Raw genomic sequence first — 20,524 nt, 5'->3', positions numbered from 1 at the left:
CGAATCGCTCCGTCGTGGTCACACTGACGCCAGTGAATGACTTCACGGATCCATGTCCAAGGCGCACTTCGGTCTGATCGGTCTCGGTGTGATGGGCGAGAATCTCGTCCTCAACGCTGAACGCAACGGCTTCTCCAGCGTCGTTTACAACCGCACCTACGCCAAAACAGAGGAGTTCCTCGCCGGGCGAGGGGCTGGCCGCAACATCCAGGGAGCCACGGATCTTCAGGATTTCGTCAACAAGCTGGAGCGTCCCCGCCGGATTCTGATGATGGTGAAGGCCGGTGGCCCGGTCGACGCTGTGATTCAGCAGATCTCCCCCTACCTGGAGGAAGGTGATCTGCTGATTGATGGTGGCAACTCCGAATACCACGACACCGAGCGACGGGTGGCCGAGTTGGAGAGCAAGAGCTTCGGCTTCATCGGCATGGGCGTGTCCGGTGGTGCCAAGGGTGCTCTCGAAGGTCCGAGCATGATGCCCGGTGGCACCAAGGCCTCCTACGACGCCATTGAGAGTCTGGTGTGCAAGATGGCGGCCCAGGTGGAAGACGGGCCCTGCGTCACCTACATCGGCCCCGGGGGGTCAGGCCATTTCGTCAAGACCGTGCACAACGGCATCGAGTACGGCATTGAGCAGATCCTGGCGGAGGGCTACGACCTGATGAAGCGGGTCGGTGGCCTGAGCGGCAGCGCGATGGCGGAAGTGTTCGCCCACTGGAACAGCACCGAGGAATTGTCCTCGTATTTGGTGGAGATCACGGAGGTGTGTCTGCGCACCAAGGATCCCGACGACGGCAGTGACCTGGTGGAGAAGATCCAGGACAAGGCGGGCCAGAAGGGCACCGGCCTCTGGACCGTCGTGAGTGCCCTGCAGATGGGCGCGTCCGTGCCCACCATCTACGCCGCCTTGAACGGTCGCGTGATGAGCTCGATGAAGGATCAGCGCATCAAGGCCGAACCCCTTCTCAAGGGGCCGGCGATCAAGCCCTTTGACATGGGCAGCCCCGCCGATGGCATGGCGCCGTTGATGGATGCGATGGTGCTGGCCTGCATGGCGAGTTATGCCCAGGGGATGGAACTGCTGCGCATCGCCTCCGCCGAGCACAACTACAACCTTCACATGCCCTCGATCGCCCAGATCTGGAAGGGCGGCTGCATCATTCGCGCCCGTCTGCTCAAGCGCATTCAGGATGCTTTCAATGCTGATCCCCAGCTTCCCAATCTGCTGATTGACCCCTGGTTCGCCGATCAGGTGAACCGTCGCTTGCCTGGCCTGGCCCGGATCGTGGCCGGCGCTGCTGAAGCCGGGATCCCCGTCCCCTGCCTCAGCAGCACGCTGGATTACATCAACAGTTACCGCACCTCGCGCTTGCCCCAGAACCTGGTGCAGGCCATGCGCGATTGCTTCGGTTCCCACACCTACGAGCGGGTCGACAAGGACGGTGTCTTCCACACCGAGTGGCTGAACTGAGGTTGGTCGGATGACCTCCTATCGCATCGAGCGGGCCAAGGATTCCCAGGATCTGGCCCGCCGCGCCGCCGAGCACATCGCCACGGCGATTGATCTGGCTCTTGATCAGCGCGACCGAGCCCAGATTGCCCTCTCTGGAGGCACCACACCGGCCAGGGCCTACGAGCTGCTCGGCCATGAGCATCTGCCCTGGGATCGGGTGGATGTGTTGCTCGGCGACGAACGTTGGGTCGCCGCCGATGATGCCTCCAGCAACGCCCGGATGCTGCGCAATACGCTCCTGAAGCCGGGGCAGCCGGGTGCACGCGCCTGTTTCCATCCCGTACCGACGGTGGAGCTGGCGTCGGCCGAGGCCAGTGCCGATGCCTTCGCCGACCTTGTGTCGCGCCTGTGCTGTGGGGCGCCGCCGGTGTTTGATCTGATGTTGCTCGGTCTGGGCGATGACGGTCACACCGCCTCGCTGTTCCCGGGCACGGAGGCCCCGTTGGTGCGCGACCGCTGGACCACGATCGGTCGAGGCAAAGGCCTGGATCGGATCACCCTCACCGCTCCTGTGCTCAGCGCCGCCCGTCAGGTGGTGTTCCTCGTGAGCGGTGAGGGCAAGCGTCAGGCCCTCAGTCGCTTGCTCGATCCCGGCGAGTCACCTGAGCGCACCCCGGCTCGCCTGGTGCAACCGGCCGGCGAGTTGATCATCCTTGCCGATGAAGCGGCCTTGGGAACACCTTAAGCTCGGCCCGTTACTCCTCCCTCCAATGCTGCAACGCCTCGCTGCCACCGCTGGCGCTCTCTCCCTCTCGGCTTTCGCTTTCGGTGCGCCGATGGCTGAGGCCAAGAGCCAATCGATTTTTGCCTTCCAGTGCCTCAAGGCGGGTAAGAACTATGTGGTGGGTCTCGGTCCCATGCCCCGCCCCGCTGATGGTGTGGCGATCAACCCCAGCACGATCGCACCGTTGGCGGGTTCCGGCTCCTACCCCGTGGCCCTGGTGAACGCTCCCCAGGGAGGCGTTTCGGTGAAGAAGCGCTGCTCCTCCATCGCCACCCGCCTCACCAACCTGGCCCTCGCCACCAAAACGGCGACTCCCGCCGGGATCGTGGCGCTCAGTGACTACTTCGTGGCCGGCAAGATCGCCAAGCAGCCCGTGATCGCCATCGGCCAGCTCAGCCTCGGCGATGTGCTCGGCACCTTGCCCAGTAACGTCAATCCGAACGCTGCGCTCAACGTGATCAACGCGCGCATCCGGGCGATTTCCGTTGGTAACGCCGTCGCCGAAGCCCTGAAGAACAACGATCTGGTGGTGTTCGAAGCTGTCGTGGTCGACTGAGGCTTGGCGTCCTTGTCTGTGCGACTTGCGGATTGGACCTGCCTCAATGACACGATCATGGGCGGGTCCAGCAGGGCAGGCTGCCGCTACAGCCCCGAGGGCCTCTGGCTCGAGGGGGAGCTGGTGGCTGAGGGTGGCGGCTTTGTGAGCTGCCGCTCTCCGGTGTTCCGTCCGCCGTTGGATTGGTCCGCTGCCCAGGGGGTGCGGATCGTGGTGGACGGAGCTGGTCGCACCCTCAAGCTGGCCGTTGCTTGCCGCGATGGTGTGTTGGGCCTCACCGACCTGATCCCGGGCGGGCTGCGTTGGGTGGCTTCGCTACCGACCCAGGCTGAGGGAACCACCACCACGGTGATTCCCTTGGCTGATCTCAAGCCCGTGGTCCGGGCCAAGCCCGTGACCCTGCCGGTGCGTTTTGATGCCTCGGGAGTGACCCGGCTCCAGTTGCTCCATTCCCGTTTTGCCGAGGATGGCCGGGAGAACCCCGGCTTCCGCTCCGGCCCGATTCAGCTGCTCGTGCGTGCGATTGAACCGGTGCTCTGATGGATCTGCAGGTGCTGATTGCCGCAGCAGCGGATGTATGCCTCAAACCGCAGCGGCATGCGGTGGTTCCCGTGGTCGTGGAGTCAAACGTCAGTGGTGCGGTGGATCTGACCGCGGACGACGCCCACCTGCGGATTGAAAGCAGGGACCCTGGCGGTGACCGGCGCCCTGAGCTGGATCTGGAGCTGGAGATTTATCGCAGTGGCGCTGATCTGCACCTGATGCTCAGTTGGTGGCAGCAGGATGGGAGGCCGCTGCTCTGGCAGGGATCCCATCCGGTGTGGATGGATGGCAGCAGTGGCCAACGGTGTGAGCGCCCTCGCGATGGGGCGCCATTGGAAGCATTGGCGCGGCGACTGCGGGCCTTGCTGGCTGGGTCTCAGGGCTGATCGGTCACCGCCCCCACACTGCTGGAGCTCACCTGTCGGGCGTATTTGCCGAGGATGCCGGTGCGATACCGGGGTTCGGGTTGGGTCCAGGCGGCGCGACGTTGAGCTAGCTCGGATTCATCCACGTTGAGTTGAATCAGCAGCTGATTCGCATCCACGGTGATGCTGTCGCCTTCCTGCACCAGGCCGATTGTGCCCCCCACGGCGGCCTCCGGAGCCACGTGGCCGATCACCAGGCCGTAGGAACCGCCTGAGAAGCGGCCATCGGTGATCAGAGCCACCTTGTCGAGCAGCCCCTGGCCCACGATCGCGGAGGTGGGGCTGAGCATCTCCCGCATGCCAGGACCGCCCACCGGCCCCTCATTGCGCACGACCACCACATCGCCGGGGTTGATCTGCTTGTCGAGAATGGCGGCCAGGCAGGTTTCTTCGCTCTCGAACACGCGGGCAGGGCCGGTGATGACCGGGTTTTTGACGCCGCTGATCTTGGCCACCGCGCCTTCCTCGGCCAGGTTGCCTTTGAGGATCGCCAGGTGCCCCTTGGCATACAGCGGATGGCTCAGGGGCCGAATCACCTCCTGGCCGGCGGGGGGGACCGACGGCACAGCGGCGAGCACCTCGTGAAGGGTCTTGCCTTCGATCGTGCGGCAGTCGCCGTGCAAGAGCCCTGCATCGAGCAGTAGTTTCATCACCTGGGGAATGCCCCCAGCCCGGTGCAGATCCACCGTCACGAAGCGGCCACTTGGCTTGAGATCACAGATCACCGGCACGCGCTGCCGGATCCGCTCGAAGTCGTCAATGCTCAGCGCCACCCCCGCCGTGCGGGCGACAGCCAGCAGATGCAGCACGGAGTTGGTGGAGCCACCCACGGCCATGATCACACTGATGGCGTTTTCGAAGGCTTCGCGCGTCATCAGATCGCGCGGGAGGATCTGGGCCTCGATGGCGTCGGCCAAAACCTCGGCACTACGGGCGGCGCTATCGGCCTTCTCGGGGTCTTCGGCCGCCATCGTGGAGCTGTAGGGCAAGCTCAGCCCCAGCACCTCGAAGGCGGCACTCATGGTGTTGGCAGTAAACATGCCCCCGCAGCTGCCCGCCCCAGGGCAGGCGTTTTTCTCGATCGCCGTGAGTTCCTGCTCCTCGATCTTGCCGCCACTGAACTGGCCCACCGCCTCAAAGGCACTCACCACGGTGAGGTCACAGGCACCGAGCTTGCCAGGCTTGATGGTGCCGCCATACACGAAGATCGAGGGGACGTTCATCCTCGCCATCGCCAGCATGGCACCAGGCATGTTCTTGTCACAGCCACCGATCGCCAGCAGGGCATCCATGCTTTGCCCGTTGACGACCGTTTCGATCGAATCGGCAATCACCTCCCGGCTCACAAGGGAATATTTCATCCCTTCGGTCCCCATCGAAATCCCATCGCTCACGGTGATGGTGCCGAACATCTGGGGCATCGCTCCCACCTGATGGGCGGCTTCCTCGGCGCGTCGAGCAAGATCATTGAGCCCCAGATTGCAGGGGGTGATGGTGCTGTAGCCGTTGGCGATGCCGATGATCGGCTTGTTGAAGTCGCCGTCGCCGAAACCCACAGCACGGAGCATGGCTCGATTCGGAGAGCGCTGAATCCCCTGGGTGATCGCGGCGGAGCGGAGCATTGTGGAGAGCCGGAGCACGGGCTTGACTTCGCCCAACCTACCGAGCAAATGCCTCAGCCCCTGGCGCCCAGATTCTCGAGCTGACGGCGCACGTCGGCGATGGCGGCATTGAGTTGCTCCACCCGTTGCTCAAGCTGGGCCTGGTTGTTGCGCCGCCGGCTGGGATCACTGGCCTCGCTGCCGTCCTGGAGGCGAGAGGCGTAGAGCATGTTGCGTTGCCGCTGGCGGCGCTGGCGTCGGTCCGCTTCGGAGAGAAGCCACCAGGCGAGCCCGGCAGCTCCGAGAACGGCACCACTCACCAAGGTGATCAAGGTGCCACTGGCCGTGTCCCGCTGCTGGGCCATGGGGTGTGTCGCAGTGCATCCAGATTAGGTCGCTCCGGCCGAGTGGCTCGCCGATCGAATCTGCTGGCGCTGCACTGGATCGCCAATGCCCGGAGTGATGCGTCCCTCAGCGTCGAGTGCCTCATCGATGCAGGCCGTGTGAATCGTGAGATCGGGCATGCGCTCGCCGATCCGTTTCAGGCCGGGGCTCGCCGCCACGGCCGTGATCACCCGGAGGCGCCGGGCATCCTCGACGCCTCGGGTCTGGAGCTCCTCCAACAGGGCCAGCAGGGTGGTGCCGTCGGCGATTTGATCGAGAAACAGCACCAGGCCCGCCTGCGCTTCCACCTGGTCGGGGATACCCGAGAGGCAGAGATTCGCATTGGGAAGCACCTGACGGGCCCCCTGCCAGAGCGACAAGCTCCCAGGGAGCACGGGGATCGCCAACAGGGGCACTCCCGTTTCAATCACCCGGCCCTCCGTCGTCGCCACCGGGGTGGTAACGGTTTCGGCGCGGTGGGGCAGCCAGTCGCGCACCGCTTCGTAGGTGAGCCAGCGGCCCAGCTCCTCCAGGCCGGTGCCATAGAGAGCCGCCGGTGTGTCGCCATGCCTCAGCACGGTCAGCCAGTGGGCGATCAGGGGATGGGGGGGAACCACCACCCGCAGAGTGTTGGCCATGACGCGTGGGGCGGCGGAGGACTGCCATAACGTGACCCTTCAAATTACGTCAGGTCGCCTGACGAACGAATGACGCTTGATCTGCCGCGCATGCGTGTTCCCCGCCGCCTCACCACCCTGGCGATCAGCCTGGCGGCTTGCGTTCTCGCGATCGGGTTCTGGCTCCCCGCTGCACCGGCCCTGGCGATCACGGCTCCCGAATTGCGCGGGCAACGGGCTGTTCAGGAGATCGTTCCTGACATGCACGGGATGGATCTCAAGGAAAAGGAGTTTCTGAAGGCGGATCTGCAGGGGGTTGATCTGTCGGGGAGTGATCTTCGCGGGGCCGTGATCAACACGTCGTCCCTTCAGGGTGCCGATCTCCAGGGTGCCGATCTGTCGGATGTGGTGGCCTTCGCCAGCCGTTTTGATGGTGCCGATCTGCGCAATGCCGTGTTCACCAACGCCATGCTGATGCAGAGCCGCTTCGGCGATGCCCAGATTGATGGTGCAGATTTCACGGATGCCGTGATCGATCTGCCCCAGCTGAAGGCCCTCTGTGCCCGCGCCGCCGGAGAGAACAGCCGCACCGGTGTGCTCACCCGCGACAGTCTGGGTTGCCGCTGATGGCCAGGCTTCCCGTCACCGTGATCACCGGCTTCCTCGGGGCCGGCAAAACCACCCTGCTGCGCCATCTGCTCGCCCAGAGCGGTCAGCGCCTGGCGGTGATGGTTAATGAATTCGGCACCGTGGGGCTGGATGGGGATCTCATCCGCAGTTGCGGCTTCTGCCCGGAGGATGAGCTCGATGGGCGCCTGGTGGAGTTGAACAACGGATGCCTCTGCTGCACGGTGCAGGACGACTTCCTGCCCACGATGAACACCCTGCTGGAACGCGCTGACCGCCTTGACGGGATCGTCGTTGAAACGAGTGGGTTGGCGCTTCCCCGTCCGCTGCTTCAGGCCCTGGCCTGGCCGGAGGTGCGCTCCCGGGTGGTGGTGAACGGTGTGGTCACGGTGGTGGATGGGGAGGCCCTGGTCGCCGGTAGTCCGGTGGGTGATCCGGAAGCCCTGGAGCAGCAGCGCCGGGAGGATCCCAGTCTCGATCACCTCAGCTCGATCGATGCGTTGTTTGAGGATCAGTTGCAGGCGGCCGATCAGGTGCTGATCAGTCGTGCCGACCGGTTGGATTCCTCAGCTCTCGCCGCACTCCAGGCCCAGTTGCAAGCGCGGGTGCGTCCTGGCACGGGCCTGTTGGCGATGGAGCGGGGGCAGGTGGACCCTCGGATCGTGCTGGGTCTTAACACGGCCTCGGCCGTTGACCCCACGCCATCGGGCGATCACCACGACAGCCATCACCACGACAGCCATCACCAGGACAGCCATCACGATCACGACCATCACGATCACAGCCATGTGGAGGTGGTTGGCGGCAGTGTGCGCCTTGAGGTGCCACTGACGCGGCAGCAACTGGAGCACTGCCTGCCTGCCTTTGTGCAGGCGCATCGGGTGGTTCGCCTGAAAGGGCGCATCTGGCTGGAAGGCAAACACCTGCCGCTCCAGCTGCAAATGGTGGGCCCCAGGCTCGACAGCTGGTTTGAAGCCGCCCCCGACCAGGCCTGGCGACCGGTCAGCGGTGGGGGGGTGGATCTGGTGCTGATCGGATTCGATCCGGAGGCAGCGGATCAGCTCAGTGCCCAGCTGCAGGCTTTGTCGCCAACAAACGGTTCCAGTCCCGCATGACCCAGAGGCTGGCGATCACCAGCAGCGCGGGAATCAGCCCCATGCACAAACGGATCATCACCAGGGCGCTTGAGGGTTGGTTGTCGTTGAGGGCGGGGTTGTAGCCGCTCCAGCTCAACAGCAGACCGAGGGCGAACACCGAGAGGGCACTGCCGAGTTTCTGAATCTGCACCATGAAGGCCGTGATCAGGCCAGCCGGATGTTCCGGTTCTGCGTCCACCGCATCGGGGAGGAAGGCCCAGGGCAGCAGATAGGCGGTGGCGGCACTGATGCCCAGCCCCACCAGACTGACCAGCAAGAGGGCCAGGTCGGTGTGATTGGCCGGCCCCAGAGGGGTCTGCCCCTGTGGCAGGGCGGGCAGCAGCATCGTGATCAGACACAGGATCACCCAGGCGGATCCCCCGATCTGCAGTGCCAGCAGGCGACTGCGCTGCGCTGCCACCTGATTCCAGATCCAGATCCCCACCATCGCACTGATCTGGAAGGGAATCAGCAGGGAGGTGCTCCAGCTGTGGGGCAGGTGCAGGCCATCGGAGAGAAAGATGATCGCCACGGGCTGCATCAGCTGCAGAGCGCCCCACATCAGGAGGTAGAGCGACACCACCCGAAGGAAGAATCCGTTGTGGCTGAGGCTGCGCAACTGGGGCAGCAGCCGGCGATGCTCCTGGCTCGGACGCTGACACCGGGCGGCTGCTGGAGCCAGTCCGAACGCACTGAGCAGGCTGCCCACAATCAGAATCGCGCCCGCGGCCACGCCGATGCTCCAGTAGCCCGCGGCGCCCTTGTGGCTCAGGGCGGCGCCCAGAAGCAGCCCCACCAGGGAGGCCAGCACGGAACCGGTGAAGCGGGCGCTGTTGAGCCGCGTGCGCAGATTCACGTCGGTGCTGAGCTCGGTGGCCAGGGCTGAATAGGGCAGATTCACGCCGGAATAGGAGGCCTGGAACAGGCTGGCGATCAACACAAACCAGAGGAAACGCCAGGGATCCGGGAATGGTGGAACCCACCACATCAGGGCCATCGAAATCCCCAGGGGCAGGGCGCTGGCCAGCATCCAGGGGATGCGGGGTCCCATCCGGCTGCGGGTGCGGTCTCCGAGCCAGCCGATCAGCTGATCGCTGAACACATCCCAGAGACGCACCACCATCAGCACCGTGCCCGCCAACCAGGGGGGCAGCCCGGCAACGGCCGTGTAAAACACGAAGAGGTAAAACCCCACGAGGGCCGAGGCCATGCCGGTGCCCGCATCGCCGATCCCGTAGGCCAGCAGCACCCGCCGCCGCAGCGGTGCAGGCGCTGCCGCCACATCAAGGGGCGCTGTGAGCGATGGCAGGGTTGGGGGTGGGCTCAAGCGTCGCTCCTTTCAGCTGCGTGGCCTCTAGTGGCGGACCACGAGCTGGCGCGTGCCGCTGCGTTGAATCAGCGTGGACAGTTCCAGCAGGTCCTTGCGGTGAATGAGGCCGATGCAGCCGAGGGTACCGCTGTTGCCATTCAGGCCGGCGCTGGGATCCTGGTGGATGCCGAGCACGCGCCGACCGGTGGGGAAGGTCGGCTCAATGCTGATCCAGATCGGACCCAGCTCCGGATAAGCGCCGGCGGCGAGGGGCTCCACGGCGCCGAGGGTGTAATGGCCTCGGGGGAGGGGGGCACGGCTGCCCATCTGGTCCCGGTTGGCCAGTTGGCGATTGGCACGGCCGCTGAGGGCCGGGTAATGGCGTGGCGGTTGGCCGGGGATCTCAAGGCGCAGATCCCAGATCGGATCCCCGGTGGGTTGGAGGGAGCGATCGGTCCGCTCCAACACCAGCACCGATTCCTGGCGCTCCTGAAGCAGCGCCAGCCACTGCTCCGGGCTGGTGTCGGCCTTGGCGACACCGGAGCTCAGCCCGGCGGTCAGCAGCAGGGCAGTGGTGAGCCGGGATAGCGGCATCGGCAGCACGCAAACGGATGCCGAAACTACGGATTGTTTTTAACGCTCACGAGAGAAAAAGCCAGTTCCCGGTTTGGCTTTCGCTTCTTCCTCGCCCTCAATCCAGGGGCAGGTCTCCCCGGGCGCAGACCCCATCCCAGCAGAGGGTGCGCTCGGCGATCCAGCGGGCCTGCACCGACTGCCAGCTCGGATCGCGCGATCCTTTCATGCGCATTCGACCGCTGCCGTCATGGCGGAAGCGAATGCGTTGATGGGCCAGATCCAGCCACCACTCCTCCCCCAGCTTCACCACCCCCATCCGGCAGCTCTGCCAGTGTCCACCGTTCTCGCGGCATTCCAGCTCCAGCACCAGTTCCGGGGGGGCGGCGGCGTGGCTTGTCGGCGCGACAGCGAGTGTCAGCCCCAGGGTGCCCAGGGCGATCCAGCACCCTCCAGGCAAGCGGGCGGGTGGCATCCGTTGGGCAGGAGCGAGAGCCAAGGCGCTGATGGAGGCCTTCCTTCACCGTGCCCAGAGCGTTCCGGCAGCGGTGCCCCGGCCTGTCAAGATTTAACAATCCCTGCCCGGAGTCCGTGCCGCGTTTTCAAGCCCGCGTCTTGGTGAACCTGCGTCCCTCCGTGCTCGATCCGGCTGGAGAGGCCACCCGTGCCGCCGCGGTCCGCCTCGGCGTCGACGGGGTGAGCAGGCTGCGCATCGGCAAAGCGGTGGAGCTGGAGCTGGAGGCGCCCGATGAGCAGGAGGCCCGCCGGCGACTGGAGCTGCTCAGCGATCGGCTGTTGGCCAATCCCGTGATCGAAAACTGGAGCCTGGAGCTGCAGCAGTCATGAGCATCGGGGTGGTGATTTTTCCCGGCTCCAACTGTGACCGGGACGTGCGTTGGGCCACGGAGGGCTGCCTCGGCCTGCCCACCCGTTTCCTCTGGCATGAGGACCAGGACCTGAGCGGCTTGGATGCGGTGGTGTTGCCGGGCGGATTCAGCTACGGCGATTACCTGCGTTGCGGTGCCATTGCCCGGTTTGCTCCCGTGCTTCAGGCTCTGGTCGACTTCGCCGCCAAAGGCGGGCGGGTGTTGGGCATCTGCAATGGGTTTCAGGTGCTGACGGAGCTGGGCTTGCTGCCCGGTGCTCTGACCCGCAACCAGAACCTCCATTTCATCTGTGAAGACGCTGCCCTGGCTGTGGCCAGCTCCCGCACGCCCTGGTTGCGGCATCAGAGCGTCGGCAGTGAGATGGTGCTGCCCATTGCCCATGGTGAGGGGCGCTATCAGTGCAGCGACGACACGCTCAAGCAGCTGCAGGACGACGACGCCATCGCCCTGCGCTATTGCAACAATCCCAACGGCTCGATCGCGGATATCGCCGGGATCACCAATGCCAGCGGCAACGTGCTCGGCTTGATGCCCCATCCAGAGCGCGCCTGCGATCCTCAGCTCGGCGGAGTCGATGGTCAGGGCCTCCTGCGCGCTCTGATCGCCTGACCGCTGGGGGGCTGGACCGATGACGATGCGGCGGCGCACGTTTCTGAGTCGCACCGTTCTGACCAGCAGTGCTTGGGCCCTGCTCGGTACGGCGCTGCCCGCTTGGCTGCGGGGTCGTTCCTTGCCGTCACCGCTGCCGCCGCCATCACCGTTGCGTCCTGGCTCGCGCTTGCGGGCGCTCAACCTGGGCACCTGGATCGCTCCCGACACCGACTTCACGCCGTTGCAGAACCGCTGCGCGGCGCAGGGATGGCACCTGGAGATTCCAGCATCGGTGCGGCGTCAATGGCAGTGGTTCGCCGGCACGGATGCCCAGCGTTGTGAAGCGCTGGAGGAGGCGTGGCGCGATCCAAGCCTTGATGGCCTGATCGTGGTGGGTGCCGGTTGGGGTGGTGCTCGGGTTCTGGAGGCTGGCTTCCAGTTCCCCCGTCGTTCCCTCTGGACCCTGGGCTTTTCCGACACCAGCTCTCTGTTGCTGGCGCAGTGGGCCGCAGGGTCCCGTGGCGCGATTCATGGCTCCAGCGGTGGCAGTGAGGCCCAGTGGCAGCGAACGGTGGAGTTGCTCAGTGGCCGCGCGGTGGCGCCACTCACGGGCCGGGCGGTTCGGTCCGGTCGAGCCACCGGTCCGCTGGTGGTGACCAACCTCACGGTGGCGACCCATCTGATCGGCACGCCGTGGTGGCCGTCACTCGAGGGGGCGATTCTTGTGCTCGAGGATGTGGGGGAAGCGCCCTATCGGATCGATCGCATGCTGACGCACTGGCGCACCGCCGGGGTGTTGCGGGGTGTCGCCGGGATCGGCATCGGCCGCTTCAGCTGGGCGGAAGATGACATCCTGCCCGGCGATTTCTCGATGGCGGCGATCCTCGAGGAGCGCCTCGGCGATCTGGGAGTTCCGCTGGTGATGGATCTGCCGGTGGGTCACGGCCAGCCGAACCTAGCCTTACCACTGGGTGAGATGGCGCTCCTGGATGGCCGCAACGGCTCCCTGGCACTGCGCTGAATCTGCGCGCTGACTGTCCGCGCTGACTGTCCGTCGATTCCATCAAAAAAGGGGGGCAAAGCGCCCCCCCCCCATCAATTGCTCTGGATCAAAATTGCTCTGGATCAATCCCTGCGGTGATCAGGCTGCTACAGCGGTCTTGGGGTCCAGTTCGCCCTTGGCGTACAGGCCGGCGTAGTAGTTGATGCTCTGCTGCTTGATCTTGCTGGCCTGGCCGGCGCACCAGAACTGCTGGTACCGATCGAGGCAGACCTGCTTCATGTACTTGCGGGCCGGCTTGTTGAAGTGACGGGGATCGAAGTTGGCGGGATCGGCGAAGGCCGCTTCACGCACAGCGGCGGTGAAGGCGAGGCGATTGTCGGTGTCGATGTTCACCTTGCGCACACCGTTGCGGATGCCCTCCTGGATCTCCTCGACGGGGACGCCGTAGGTCTCGGGGATCTGACCACCGAACTTGTTGATCATGTCCAGCCACTCCTGAGGCACGGAGGAAGAGCCGTGCATCACCAGGTGGGTGTTGGGGATGGCTTTGTGGATCTCGGCGATGCGGCTGATCGCCAGCACTTCACCAGTGGGTTTGCGGGTGAACTTGTAGGCGCCATGGCTGGTGCCGATGGCGATCGCCAGGGCGTCCACCTTGGTTTTGGCAACGAAATCAGCAGCCTCGGCCGGATCGGTGAGGAGCATGTCCTTCGACAGTTCGCCCTCGAAACCGTGGCCGTCCTCGGCTTCACCCTTCCCGGTTTCCAGGGAACCGAGGCAACCCAGTTCGCCCTCGACGCTCACACCCACGGAATGGGCGAAATCCACCACTTCCTTGGTGACAGCCACGTTGTAGTCGTAGCTGGCCGGGGTCTTGGCATCGGCTTCCAGAGAACCATCCATCATCACCGAGGTGAAACCGTTGATGGCAGCGGAGTAGCAGGTGGAAGGGGCGTTGCCATGGTCCTGGTGCATCACCACCGGGATGTTCGGGTAGGTCTCGGTGGCGGCCAGAATCAGGTGGCGTAGGAAAATTTCACCGGCGTAGCTGCGGGCGCCGCGGGAGGCCTGCAGGATCACGGGGCTGTCGGTTTCGGCAGCGGCTTCCATGATCGACTGCACCTGCTCCAGGTTGTTCACGTTGAACGCAGGGATGCCGTAGCCGTTCTCAGCGGCATGGTCGAGCAGAAGCCGAAGCGGAACGAGCGCCATGGTGAAATCCTCGGTGGTGGTACGTCGTGGGGACGAATGTGGGCGAATCTACCGGATCTCATTCGCCCGATTCCGTGTTGTTCCGGGCGAGTCCCAAGGCATCAGTCTGCAGCGGTCACAGGCCTGCTGGCTGCGTAGCCCTTCGCTCAGCCCCGGCAGCATGGGGCGGCCGGAGCGGATGCTGTCGATCCACCACTGCTGGATGCGCGCCACGGGAGCCACCCGCCCGTCGCTCCAGGTGGTGGCGAAGCGCAGATCCGCATCCGCCTGAAGGCTGCGGGGCGACTCCCCGTTCTGGGCCAGCCAGAGTCCGAAGCCGTGCACGTAATCCTTCTGGTTGTCGCTGCCCAGCACCAGGCTTCCCTCGGAGCCGTAGATCTCCAGCCAACAGCCGCGTCCGTTGCGCGCCACGGAGGCAAGGCTCACCTGGGCGGGCACAGGCCCAGTGCCTCCATGGCTGAGCAGGCGGGCCTGGATCAGGGCCACATCCTCCGCATCGACTGAGGCCTGGCCGCCACCGGGCAGGGGGCGTTTCGTGATGGCCGTGTGGTGCAACGCCTGGAGTTGGTCGATCTCGCCCACCAACCAGGCGAGCATGTCGAAGGCATGGGTGCCCAGGGCGCCGATCACACCGCCCCCCTGCTCGGCTGAGGAATACCAGGTCCAGGGCCGCTCGGGGTTGGCGCGGCTGCTCATCAGCCAATCCAGCTTCACCAGCCAGGGGGTGCCGATCGCCCCCGCCGCCAGCAGGCGTTCCGCCTGCATGAACAGCGGCACGGCCCGATATTCAAAATCCACCGCCACGCTGCACCCCTGCCGGATCGCGAGTCGCTGCAGTTCGGCCACCCGGTCAGCCTCGAGGGCGACCGGTTTTTCCAGCAGCAGGTGCTTGCCCGCCTCAAGGGCGCGGCGAGCCAGATCAAACCGTGGCTGCGGTGGGGTGGCGATCACGATGGCCTCAACGGCCGGATCGGCCATGAGGGCATCCCAGTGGTGGTACCCCTTCAGCCCATGCTGGGCGCAGGCCTGATCAAGCCGTTCGGCGCGGGGATGCCAGAGCGCCACAGGTTGGGCATCCGCCAGGCTGCGCAGGGCTGGGAGATGCACGGCTTCGCCGAAGCCGAGGCCGGCGATGGCGACGCCGATCGGCACTGGGGCATTCGAGGGGGACGTCGAGGCAGAGAGTGGCATTCAGGCCGGAGCAGAGCTGCAGACCGCCTCGATCACGTTGCTGATCAGGGCATCATCGCCGGCAGCTTCCCACTGGGCACCCCAGCGCGGCAATCCATTCACCTGCTGGTCGCGATACAGCTTCTGGCCGCAGTCAATCTGCATCACCACCAGGGTCCCCAGGCTGGGGGTGTCGGGATCGGTCTCCGCGGTGTAGCGGCTCAACACCGAGAGGTTGCCGTCTCGATCGCGGCGCAGGCTGCCCGCATCCCACCATTGGCGGCCTTCGCTGGTGGCGGGAACTTCACGCCAGTCCACGGGGCCTGCCCAGACCGGTCCGCTCCAGCACCAGCTCAACAGCAGGACCAAGCCGCAGAGCAGACCCCCTTGACACCACTGGCGCAGTCGCCCCATCAGCCCACGGCCTCCAGCGGGCGGCTGCCGTGCAGCCGCAGCAGTCGGGCCAGGGTGGAGCGCAGCTGGGTGCGGGGCACGATCGTGTCAACGAATCCGTGCTCCTGCAGATACTCAGCGGTCTGGAAATTGTCGGGCAGTTTCTCCCGCAGGGTCTGTTCGATCACCCGCCGTCCGGCGAAGCCGATCAAGGCTTTCGGTTCCGCCAGAATCAGGTCTCCAAGCATGGCGAAGCTGGCGGTCACGCCGCCGGTGGTGGGGTGGGTGAGCAGGGGCATGTAGAGCACGCCCGCGTCGCGATGGCGCTCCAGCGCCCCGGAGATCTTCGCCATCTGCATCAAGCTGAGCATCCCCTCCTGCATGCGCGCCCCCCCGGAGGCGCACACGATCAGCAGTGGCAGGCGCTCCTCGGTGGCCCGTTCCACCAGGCGGGTGATCTTCTCGCCCACCACCGAGCCCATCGAGCCGCCCATGAAGCGGAAATCCATCACCGCCAGGGCCATCCGGTGGTTCTCCACCCGGCAGAGGCCAGTCACCACGGCGTCTTTCAGGCCTGTTTTCGCCTGCATCTCCCGCAGACGTTCGGCGTAGGCGCGACGATCCTTGAAGCCCAGGGGATCGGTGGGTTCCAGGTCGGTGTCAAGAGGAACGAAACTGCCGGGATCGACGATGACGGCGATCCGCTCACTGCTGTCGATGCGGTGGTGATGACCGCAGTTGCTGCACACGCTGGCATTGGCCAGCAGATCTTTGCGATACACCACCTGGGAGCATTCCGGGCATTTGCTCCAGAGGCCATCGCCCTCTTCCGGTTCCTGGACCACCTTGTTCACCGATTGACCCTTGCGGCGATCAGCAAACCAGTCGAACAGTGACACGCCATCGCTCCTGCTGGGGCCTATTTAAGACCCACCGCATCGCAGTGAGGCTCAGCTCGCCCCGATCAGTCGCATCCAGCTCTGCCACCACCACAGGGGCCCGGTGAGCCACACCAACCAGATGCCAAGGGCGATGAACGGACCGAAGGGAAAGGGCTGGCGGGGGCCGAGGCGTCCGCTGATCCGGCCCAGGAGGCCGATGATCGCGCCGCTGCAGACCGCCAGGGCCATGGCGGCGGTGATTCCGGCCAGGCCGAGCCAGGCACCCCCGAGGGCGGCGAGCTTCGCATCCCCGAGCCCGAGCGCCGGTTGACCGAGAAGTCGCTCCGCGAGAGCGCTCAGTCCCTCCATCACCAGCAGCGCGGCCGCTGCCGCCACCAGATGATTGAGCCAGCGTTCCGGCGTTGTGAGGGCGAGTGTGGCCAGAAACCCCAGGATCACGCCGCTGCGGCAGAGCGGTTCGGGTAACCAGAGATGGTCGCAATCGATCAGGCTCAGGGTGAGGAGCAGGCTGACCAGCACGAGGCCGGCGATCAGCTGGAGGGCCGATCCGTGGGCCCATGCCGCCGTGAGCCAGAGCCCGCCGCAGAGCACTTCGGTGGCGGGGTAGCGCGCAGGGATCGGCCAGGCGCAGTCGCGGCAGCGGCCCCGCAGCAGCAGCCATCCGAACAGCGGGATGTTGTCGTGCCAGCGCACGGCGTGGCCGCAGTTGGGGCAATGGCTACCGGGCCAGATCAGCGATTCGCGGCGGGGAAGCCGCCAGACGACCACATTGAGAAAACTGCCCACGCAGGCCCCGAAAAGGATCAGCACCGGGGCGAGGGGCGGCATCAGGGCAACGAAGGCGGCCATGGGGGGAGGCTTCAGCGCCCACCGGAGCGTCGGGCGCGATTGCGCAGCAGCGCTGTGGAGAGGAATTCCTCATCCGGCAACAGGGTTGGTGGTTCGAAGACCACCCGGCCTTCACCGCTGCGCTGGCACACCACCACACCACTGGGTTCCTGGCTCCGCGTTGCTTCGCTCAGGTAGCGGAAATAAATCTGTCGGGCGAGGGCGATCAGCGCTTGGCTGTTGACCCGATCCCATCGCGGCGTTGAACCGATGGGGGCACCGGCTCCACTGATCAGAAAGGATGGCGACGAAACGGAAATGGGCCCACCTGATTGCTCAGATGGACCCACGATAGAGCTCCCGCCTGGAAATGAATCAGGCCAGCTTCTGCTTCTCTTCGATCATCCGATGAATGATCGGTGTGAGGATCAATTCCATGGCGAAGCCCATCTTGCCGCCATTGACCACGATGCTGGTGGGGCTGGACATGAAGGAATCGTGGATCATGCTCAGCAGGTAGGGGAAGTCGATCCCCCACTTCTCCCTAGCTCCCTTGCGGAAGTGGATGATCACAAAGCTTTCATCCGGCGTCGGGATGTTCCGGCAGATGAAGGGGTTTGAGGTGTCCACGGTGGGGACACGCTGGAAGTTGATGTCGGTGCGGCTGAACTGTGGGCAGATGTGATTGATGTAGTCGGGCATGCGGCGCAGGATCGTGTCAACGATCGCTTCAGCCGAATAACCACGCTCGGCGTTGTCGCGGTGGATCTTCTGGATCCATTCCAGGTTGGTGATCGGCACCACGCCCACCAGAAGATCGGCGAGGGCCGCCACGTCGTAGCCATCGCCCTGCACACCGCCGTGCAGACCTTCGTAGAAGAGCAGGTCGGTGCTGGCGGGGATGTTTTCCCAGGGGGTGAACTGACCGGGAGCCAGATCGGTGCCCAGGCGAGCGTTGTGCTCAGCCGCTTCCTCAGGGCTGTGCAGGTAGTAGCGCTTCTGACCACCACCGCTCTCGCCGTAAACGCGGAACAGCTCTTCGAGCTTGTCGAAGAGATTGGCTTCCGGCCCGAAGTGGGAGAAGTTTTCGCCCTTGGCCATGGCCTCCGCCATGGCTTCCTTCATCGCTGCGCGCTCGAAGCGGTGGTAGCTGTCACCCTCCACCACGGCCGGGGTGATGTTCTCCCGGGCGAAGATGTGTTCAAAGGCCCTTTTGACAGTGCTGGTTCCGGCACCGGAGGACCCTGTAACGGCGACAACGGGGTGACGCTTCGACATCGACGCAGGCTGAGCAGGCTGGAAGAGTTTGGCAGGTCAGCGGACCGGCACCGTGGCAGCTGGGCCGGGAATGCCAATGGCCTCAGCCGTTGCAGTGGACCAGCAGCTGTTCACCCATGGCACGACAGCCGAGGGGTGTGCAGCCCTCCGCCATCAGGTCTCCGGTGCGGTAACCGGCAGCGAGCACCCGGTTCACCGCCGCTTCGAGCGCATCGGCAGCCTCCGTTTCCTTCAGGCCGATGCGCAGCATCATGGCGGCAGACAGCACCATCGCCATCGGATTGGCCTTGTCCTGACCAGCGATGTCGGGCGCCGAGCCGTGCACGGGTTCAAACAGGCCGGGCCCTGCACTGCCGAGGGAAGCGGAGGGCAACATGCCGATCGAGCCGGTGAGCATCGCCGCTTCATCGCTGAGGATGTCGCCGAACAGGTTGCCCGTGAGCAGCACATCAAACTGGCGCGGATCACGCACCAGCTGCATGGCGGCGTTGTCGACATACAGATGGCTCACGCTGACCTCCGGATAAGTGGCAGCCATGGCCTCGACCCGGTCGCGCCAGAGCTGACTCACATCCAGCACATTCGCCTTGTCCACCGAGCAGAGCTGGCCGCGGCGTTCTTTTGCCAGCTCGAAAGCGACCCGGGCGATCCGGTCGACCTCGGAGGCGGAGTAGGTCATGGTGTTGAAGCCCCGTTCCTCTCCATCGGCCGTCACCCGTCCCTTGGGCTGACCGAAATAGATGCCACCGGTGAGTTCGCGCACCACAAGTAGATCCACCCCTTCGATCACCTCCGCTTTGAGGCTGCTGGCGGCGCTCAGGGCCGGAACAATCTTCACCGGTCTGAGGTTGGCGAACAGTCCCAAGCCGGAGCGCAGGGCCAGGAGACCGCTCTCCGGGCGCTGCTCTCGGGGCAGGGCATCGAAACGGGGGTTGCCGATCGCCGCGAGCAACACCGCATCGGCGCCGCGGCAGGCCTCGAGGCTGGCTTCTGGCAAGGGGACACCCGTGGCGTCGATCGCGGCACCCCCGATCAACTGCTCATCAAACTGAAGCGCAAAACCGTGCCGTGCTGCCACGGCCTCCAGCAGCATCCGAGCGACCGCCGTGATCTCTGGACCGATCCCGTCACCGGGCAGCAGAACAACGCGATGCTGACGCATGGGACCAGAGCCACGACCTGACGCGGCGAGACTACTGAGGGGTGGTCCCCGTCTCCTGGGCACGCTTGAGCTCCCGCAGCTGTTTCGCCAGTTCGGGCAATTTGCTGAAGGCGGCGGAGCAACGCAGCCAGAGGCGGTTCGGGATCGCCGGGTAGCCGCTCACCACCTCCCCCGCCGCGATCTCGCCGTGGATGCCGCTCTTGGAGCTGGCGATGGCCCGGTCGCCGATCACCGCCCGGTTGGCCACACCCACCTGTCCGGCAAGGATCACGCCATCCCCGAGGCGGGCACCACCGGCGATGCCCACCTGGGAGGCCAGGGCGCAACCTCGACCGGTTTCCACGCCGTGGCCGATCTGCACCAGATTGTCGATCTTGGTACCGGCACCGATGCGCGTTTCGCCCACGGCAGGGCGATCAATCGTGCTGCCGCAGCCCACCTCAACGCCCTCATCCAGCACCACCAGGCCGGTCTGGGGCATCTTGCGCCAGCCGCGGGCGGTGGGCACGAAGCCAAACCCCTCCGACCCCACCACGGCGTTCGAGTGAACGACACAACGGTTCCCGAGGCGAGAGCCGGGATGCAACACGGCATTGGCATGCACTTCGCAGCGCTCCCCCACCACCACGTCGTCGTAGATCACCACACCGGGGTGGATCACGCTCTGGCTGCCGATCCGGCTGCCGTCATGAATGCAGACATGGGCGCCGATCGAGACACCGGCCCCGAGTTCGACGCGATCACCGATCACCGCCGTGGGGTGGATGCCCGCCTGGGGGAGTCGCCTTGGATGGAGTTGCTCGAGCGACTCTGCGAAGGCCAGGCGCGGGTCTTTGCACACGGCCCAGGCCAGCTGGCGCGATTCCGCCTGCTGCACCAGGTCATCCTGATCCGGCAGCAAGACGGCTCCCACGGCACTGCTGGCCAGCGCCTGGACCAGAGCATTGCCAGGCTCCAGGAAACTCAGCTGATCGGCCGTGGCCCTCTCGAGGGAGGCGGCGGAGTGCAACTGAGGGTCGCGCCCGAGTCCGTGGCGGAGAAGGCCGGCCTCGCCCTCCTGCAGCGCCGCAACCAACTGACTGAAACGCAT

General features: G+C 65.4%; 25 protein-coding genes. 10 read left to right on the top strand and 15 right to left on the bottom strand.

Translation table 11 applies throughout. The features are described from left to right. The first annotated feature begins 52 nt into the window (after positions 1 to 52). Genes gndA through SynRS9909_RS07670 form a run of 5 tightly spaced genes read left to right on the top strand, consistent with a single transcriptional unit; the run spans position 53 to position 3,722 of the window. Positions 53 to 1,471: an NADP-dependent phosphogluconate dehydrogenase gene (gndA, locus tag SynRS9909_RS07690; protein ID WP_007102345.1), complete on the top strand. Its 1,419-nt coding sequence runs from the start codon at positions 53 to 55 to the stop codon at positions 1,469 to 1,471. A 10-nt stretch (positions 1,472 to 1,481) separates the two neighbouring features. Then, positions 1,482 to 2,198: a 6-phosphogluconolactonase gene (pgl, locus tag SynRS9909_RS07685; protein ID WP_007102346.1), complete on the top strand. Its 717-nt coding sequence runs from the start codon at positions 1,482 to 1,484 to the stop codon at positions 2,196 to 2,198. A 25-nt stretch (positions 2,199 to 2,223) separates the two neighbouring features. Further along, positions 2,224 to 2,793 carry a hypothetical protein gene (locus tag SynRS9909_RS07680; RefSeq protein WP_007102347.1) on the top strand — a complete coding sequence of 190 codons (570 nt, stop codon included), beginning with the start codon at positions 2,224 to 2,226 and terminating at the stop codon, positions 2,791 to 2,793. A gap of 12 nt (positions 2,794 to 2,805) precedes the next feature. Continuing rightward, positions 2,806 to 3,333: a CIA30 family protein gene (locus SynRS9909_RS07675; protein WP_007102348.1), complete on the top strand. Its 528-nt coding sequence runs from the start codon at positions 2,806 to 2,808 to the stop codon at positions 3,331 to 3,333. Continuing rightward, positions 3,333 to 3,722: a hypothetical protein gene (locus tag SynRS9909_RS07670; protein ID WP_007102349.1), complete on the top strand. Its 390-nt coding sequence runs from the start codon at positions 3,333 to 3,335 to the stop codon at positions 3,720 to 3,722. Before SynRS9909_RS07675 ends, SynRS9909_RS07670 begins: the two co-directional genes overlap by 1 nt. Here SynRS9909_RS07670 and ilvD read toward each other — a convergent pair. From ilvD to SynRS9909_RS07655, 3 genes are read right to left on the bottom strand one after another with little or no spacing between them, the layout of a single operon-like run. Then, positions 3,713 to 5,383, bottom strand: a complete 1,671-nt coding sequence (ilvD, locus tag SynRS9909_RS07665; protein ID WP_007102350.1) for a dihydroxy-acid dehydratase — start codon at positions 5,381 to 5,383, stop codon at positions 3,713 to 3,715. The genes SynRS9909_RS07670 and ilvD overlap by 10 nt on opposite strands. Positions 5,384 to 5,436: 53 nt before the next feature. Then, positions 5,437 to 5,727: a hypothetical protein gene (locus SynRS9909_RS07660; RefSeq protein WP_007102351.1), complete on the bottom strand. Its 291-nt coding sequence runs from the start codon at positions 5,725 to 5,727 to the stop codon at positions 5,437 to 5,439. A 24-nt stretch (positions 5,728 to 5,751) separates the two neighbouring features. Beyond that, a complete protein-coding gene (locus SynRS9909_RS07655) occupies positions 5,752 to 6,384 on the bottom strand; it encodes a uracil phosphoribosyltransferase (RefSeq protein ID WP_007102352.1) in 633 nt (210 codons plus the stop codon). A gap of 90 nt (positions 6,385 to 6,474) precedes the next feature. Between SynRS9909_RS07655 and SynRS9909_RS07650 the strand changes: the two genes are divergently transcribed. Together SynRS9909_RS07650 and cobW are read left to right on the top strand one after the other, a co-directional pair. Then, on the top strand, positions 6,475 to 6,990 hold the full coding sequence (locus SynRS9909_RS07650) for a pentapeptide repeat-containing protein (RefSeq protein WP_116431418.1): 516 nt from the start codon (positions 6,475 to 6,477) through the stop codon (positions 6,988 to 6,990). After that, entirely contained in the window at positions 6,987 to 8,105 is a 1,119-nt protein-coding gene (gene cobW, locus SynRS9909_RS07645) for a cobalamin biosynthesis protein CobW (RefSeq protein WP_116431419.1), read from the top strand. The genes SynRS9909_RS07650 and cobW overlap by 4 nt, the downstream gene beginning before the upstream one ends. Here the strand turns inward: cobW and SynRS9909_RS07640 are convergent. The 3 genes from SynRS9909_RS07640 to SynRS9909_RS07630 form a co-directional block, all read right to left on the bottom strand. Then, the gene (locus tag SynRS9909_RS07640) at positions 8,053 to 9,453 is read right to left on the bottom strand and encodes an MFS transporter (RefSeq protein ID WP_240307781.1); all 1,401 of its coding nucleotides are present in this window, start codon (positions 9,451 to 9,453) and stop codon (positions 8,053 to 8,055) included. The genes cobW and SynRS9909_RS07640 overlap by 53 nt on opposite strands. A 27-nt stretch (positions 9,454 to 9,480) precedes the next feature. Beyond that, complete coding sequence (locus SynRS9909_RS07635) at positions 9,481 to 10,029, bottom strand: L,D-transpeptidase (protein ID WP_038001974.1); 549 nt, start codon at positions 10,027 to 10,029, stop codon at positions 9,481 to 9,483. Positions 10,030 to 10,126: 97 nt separating this feature from the next. Continuing rightward, the gene (locus SynRS9909_RS07630; RefSeq protein WP_240307782.1) at positions 10,127 to 10,507 is read right to left on the bottom strand and encodes a hypothetical protein; all 381 of its coding nucleotides are present in this window, start codon (positions 10,505 to 10,507) and stop codon (positions 10,127 to 10,129) included. Positions 10,508 to 10,599: 92 nt separating this feature from the next. Between SynRS9909_RS07630 and purS the strand changes: the two genes are divergently transcribed. From purS to SynRS9909_RS07615, 3 genes are read left to right on the top strand one after another with little or no spacing between them, the layout of a single operon-like run. Then, positions 10,600 to 10,854: a phosphoribosylformylglycinamidine synthase subunit PurS gene (purS, locus tag SynRS9909_RS07625; RefSeq protein ID WP_038001320.1), complete on the top strand. Its 255-nt coding sequence runs from the start codon at positions 10,600 to 10,602 to the stop codon at positions 10,852 to 10,854. Continuing rightward, entirely contained in the window at positions 10,851 to 11,504 is a 654-nt protein-coding gene (gene purQ, locus SynRS9909_RS07620) for a phosphoribosylformylglycinamidine synthase subunit PurQ (protein ID WP_007102360.1), read from the top strand. The genes purS and purQ overlap by 4 nt, the downstream gene beginning before the upstream one ends. 19 nt (positions 11,505 to 11,523) lie before the next feature. Then, entirely contained in the window at positions 11,524 to 12,507 is a 984-nt protein-coding gene (locus tag SynRS9909_RS07615; protein WP_007102361.1) for an LD-carboxypeptidase, read from the top strand. Between the two features lie 120 nt (positions 12,508 to 12,627). Here SynRS9909_RS07615 and fba read toward each other — a convergent pair whose 3' ends face one another. The 9 genes from fba to lpxD all read right to left on the bottom strand — a co-directional run bounded on the left by fba (position 12,628) and on the right by lpxD (position 20,524). Continuing rightward, positions 12,628 to 13,701, bottom strand: coding sequence for a class II fructose-bisphosphate aldolase (fba, locus tag SynRS9909_RS07610; RefSeq protein ID WP_007102362.1), 1,074 nt, complete (start codon positions 13,699 to 13,701; stop codon positions 12,628 to 12,630). Between the two features lie 48 nt (positions 13,702 to 13,749). Then, a complete protein-coding gene (locus tag SynRS9909_RS07605; protein ID WP_007102363.1) occupies positions 13,750 to 14,892 on the bottom strand; it encodes a Gfo/Idh/MocA family protein in 1,143 nt (380 codons plus the stop codon). After that, entirely contained in the window at positions 14,893 to 15,285 is a 393-nt protein-coding gene (locus tag SynRS9909_RS07600; RefSeq protein WP_050752525.1) for a hypothetical protein, read from the bottom strand. Further along, positions 15,285 to 16,163, bottom strand: a complete 879-nt coding sequence (gene accD, locus SynRS9909_RS07595) for an acetyl-CoA carboxylase, carboxyltransferase subunit beta (protein ID WP_007102365.1) — start codon at positions 16,161 to 16,163, stop codon at positions 15,285 to 15,287. Before accD ends, SynRS9909_RS07600 begins: the two co-directional genes overlap by 1 nt. 51 nt (positions 16,164 to 16,214) lie before the next feature. After that, positions 16,215 to 17,015, bottom strand: coding sequence for an A24 family peptidase (locus SynRS9909_RS07590; RefSeq protein ID WP_007102366.1), 801 nt, complete (start codon positions 17,013 to 17,015; stop codon positions 16,215 to 16,217). An 11-nt stretch (positions 17,016 to 17,026) separates the two neighbouring features. Beyond that, positions 17,027 to 17,344: a hypothetical protein gene (locus SynRS9909_RS07585; RefSeq protein WP_007102367.1), complete on the bottom strand. Its 318-nt coding sequence runs from the start codon at positions 17,342 to 17,344 to the stop codon at positions 17,027 to 17,029. Between the two features lie 25 nt (positions 17,345 to 17,369). Further along, positions 17,370 to 18,272, bottom strand: a complete 903-nt coding sequence (locus SynRS9909_RS07580) for a phosphoribulokinase (RefSeq protein ID WP_007102368.1) — start codon at positions 18,270 to 18,272, stop codon at positions 17,370 to 17,372. Between the two features lie 82 nt (positions 18,273 to 18,354). Next, entirely contained in the window at positions 18,355 to 19,434 is a 1,080-nt protein-coding gene (leuB, locus tag SynRS9909_RS07575) for a 3-isopropylmalate dehydrogenase (RefSeq protein ID WP_007102369.1), read from the bottom strand. A gap of 31 nt (positions 19,435 to 19,465) precedes the next feature. Then, on the bottom strand, positions 19,466 to 20,524 hold the full coding sequence (gene lpxD, locus SynRS9909_RS07570) for a UDP-3-O-(3-hydroxymyristoyl)glucosamine N-acyltransferase (RefSeq protein ID WP_007102370.1): 1,059 nt from the start codon (positions 20,522 to 20,524) through the stop codon (positions 19,466 to 19,468).

The organism is Synechococcus sp. RS9909 (assembly GCF_014279595.1).
Taxonomy (GTDB): Bacteria; Cyanobacteriota; Cyanobacteriia; order PCC-6307; family Cyanobiaceae; genus Synechococcus_C.
Note: the sequence above shows the minus strand (reverse complement) of the source record. Positions and strands in the feature narration are given on the sequence as shown.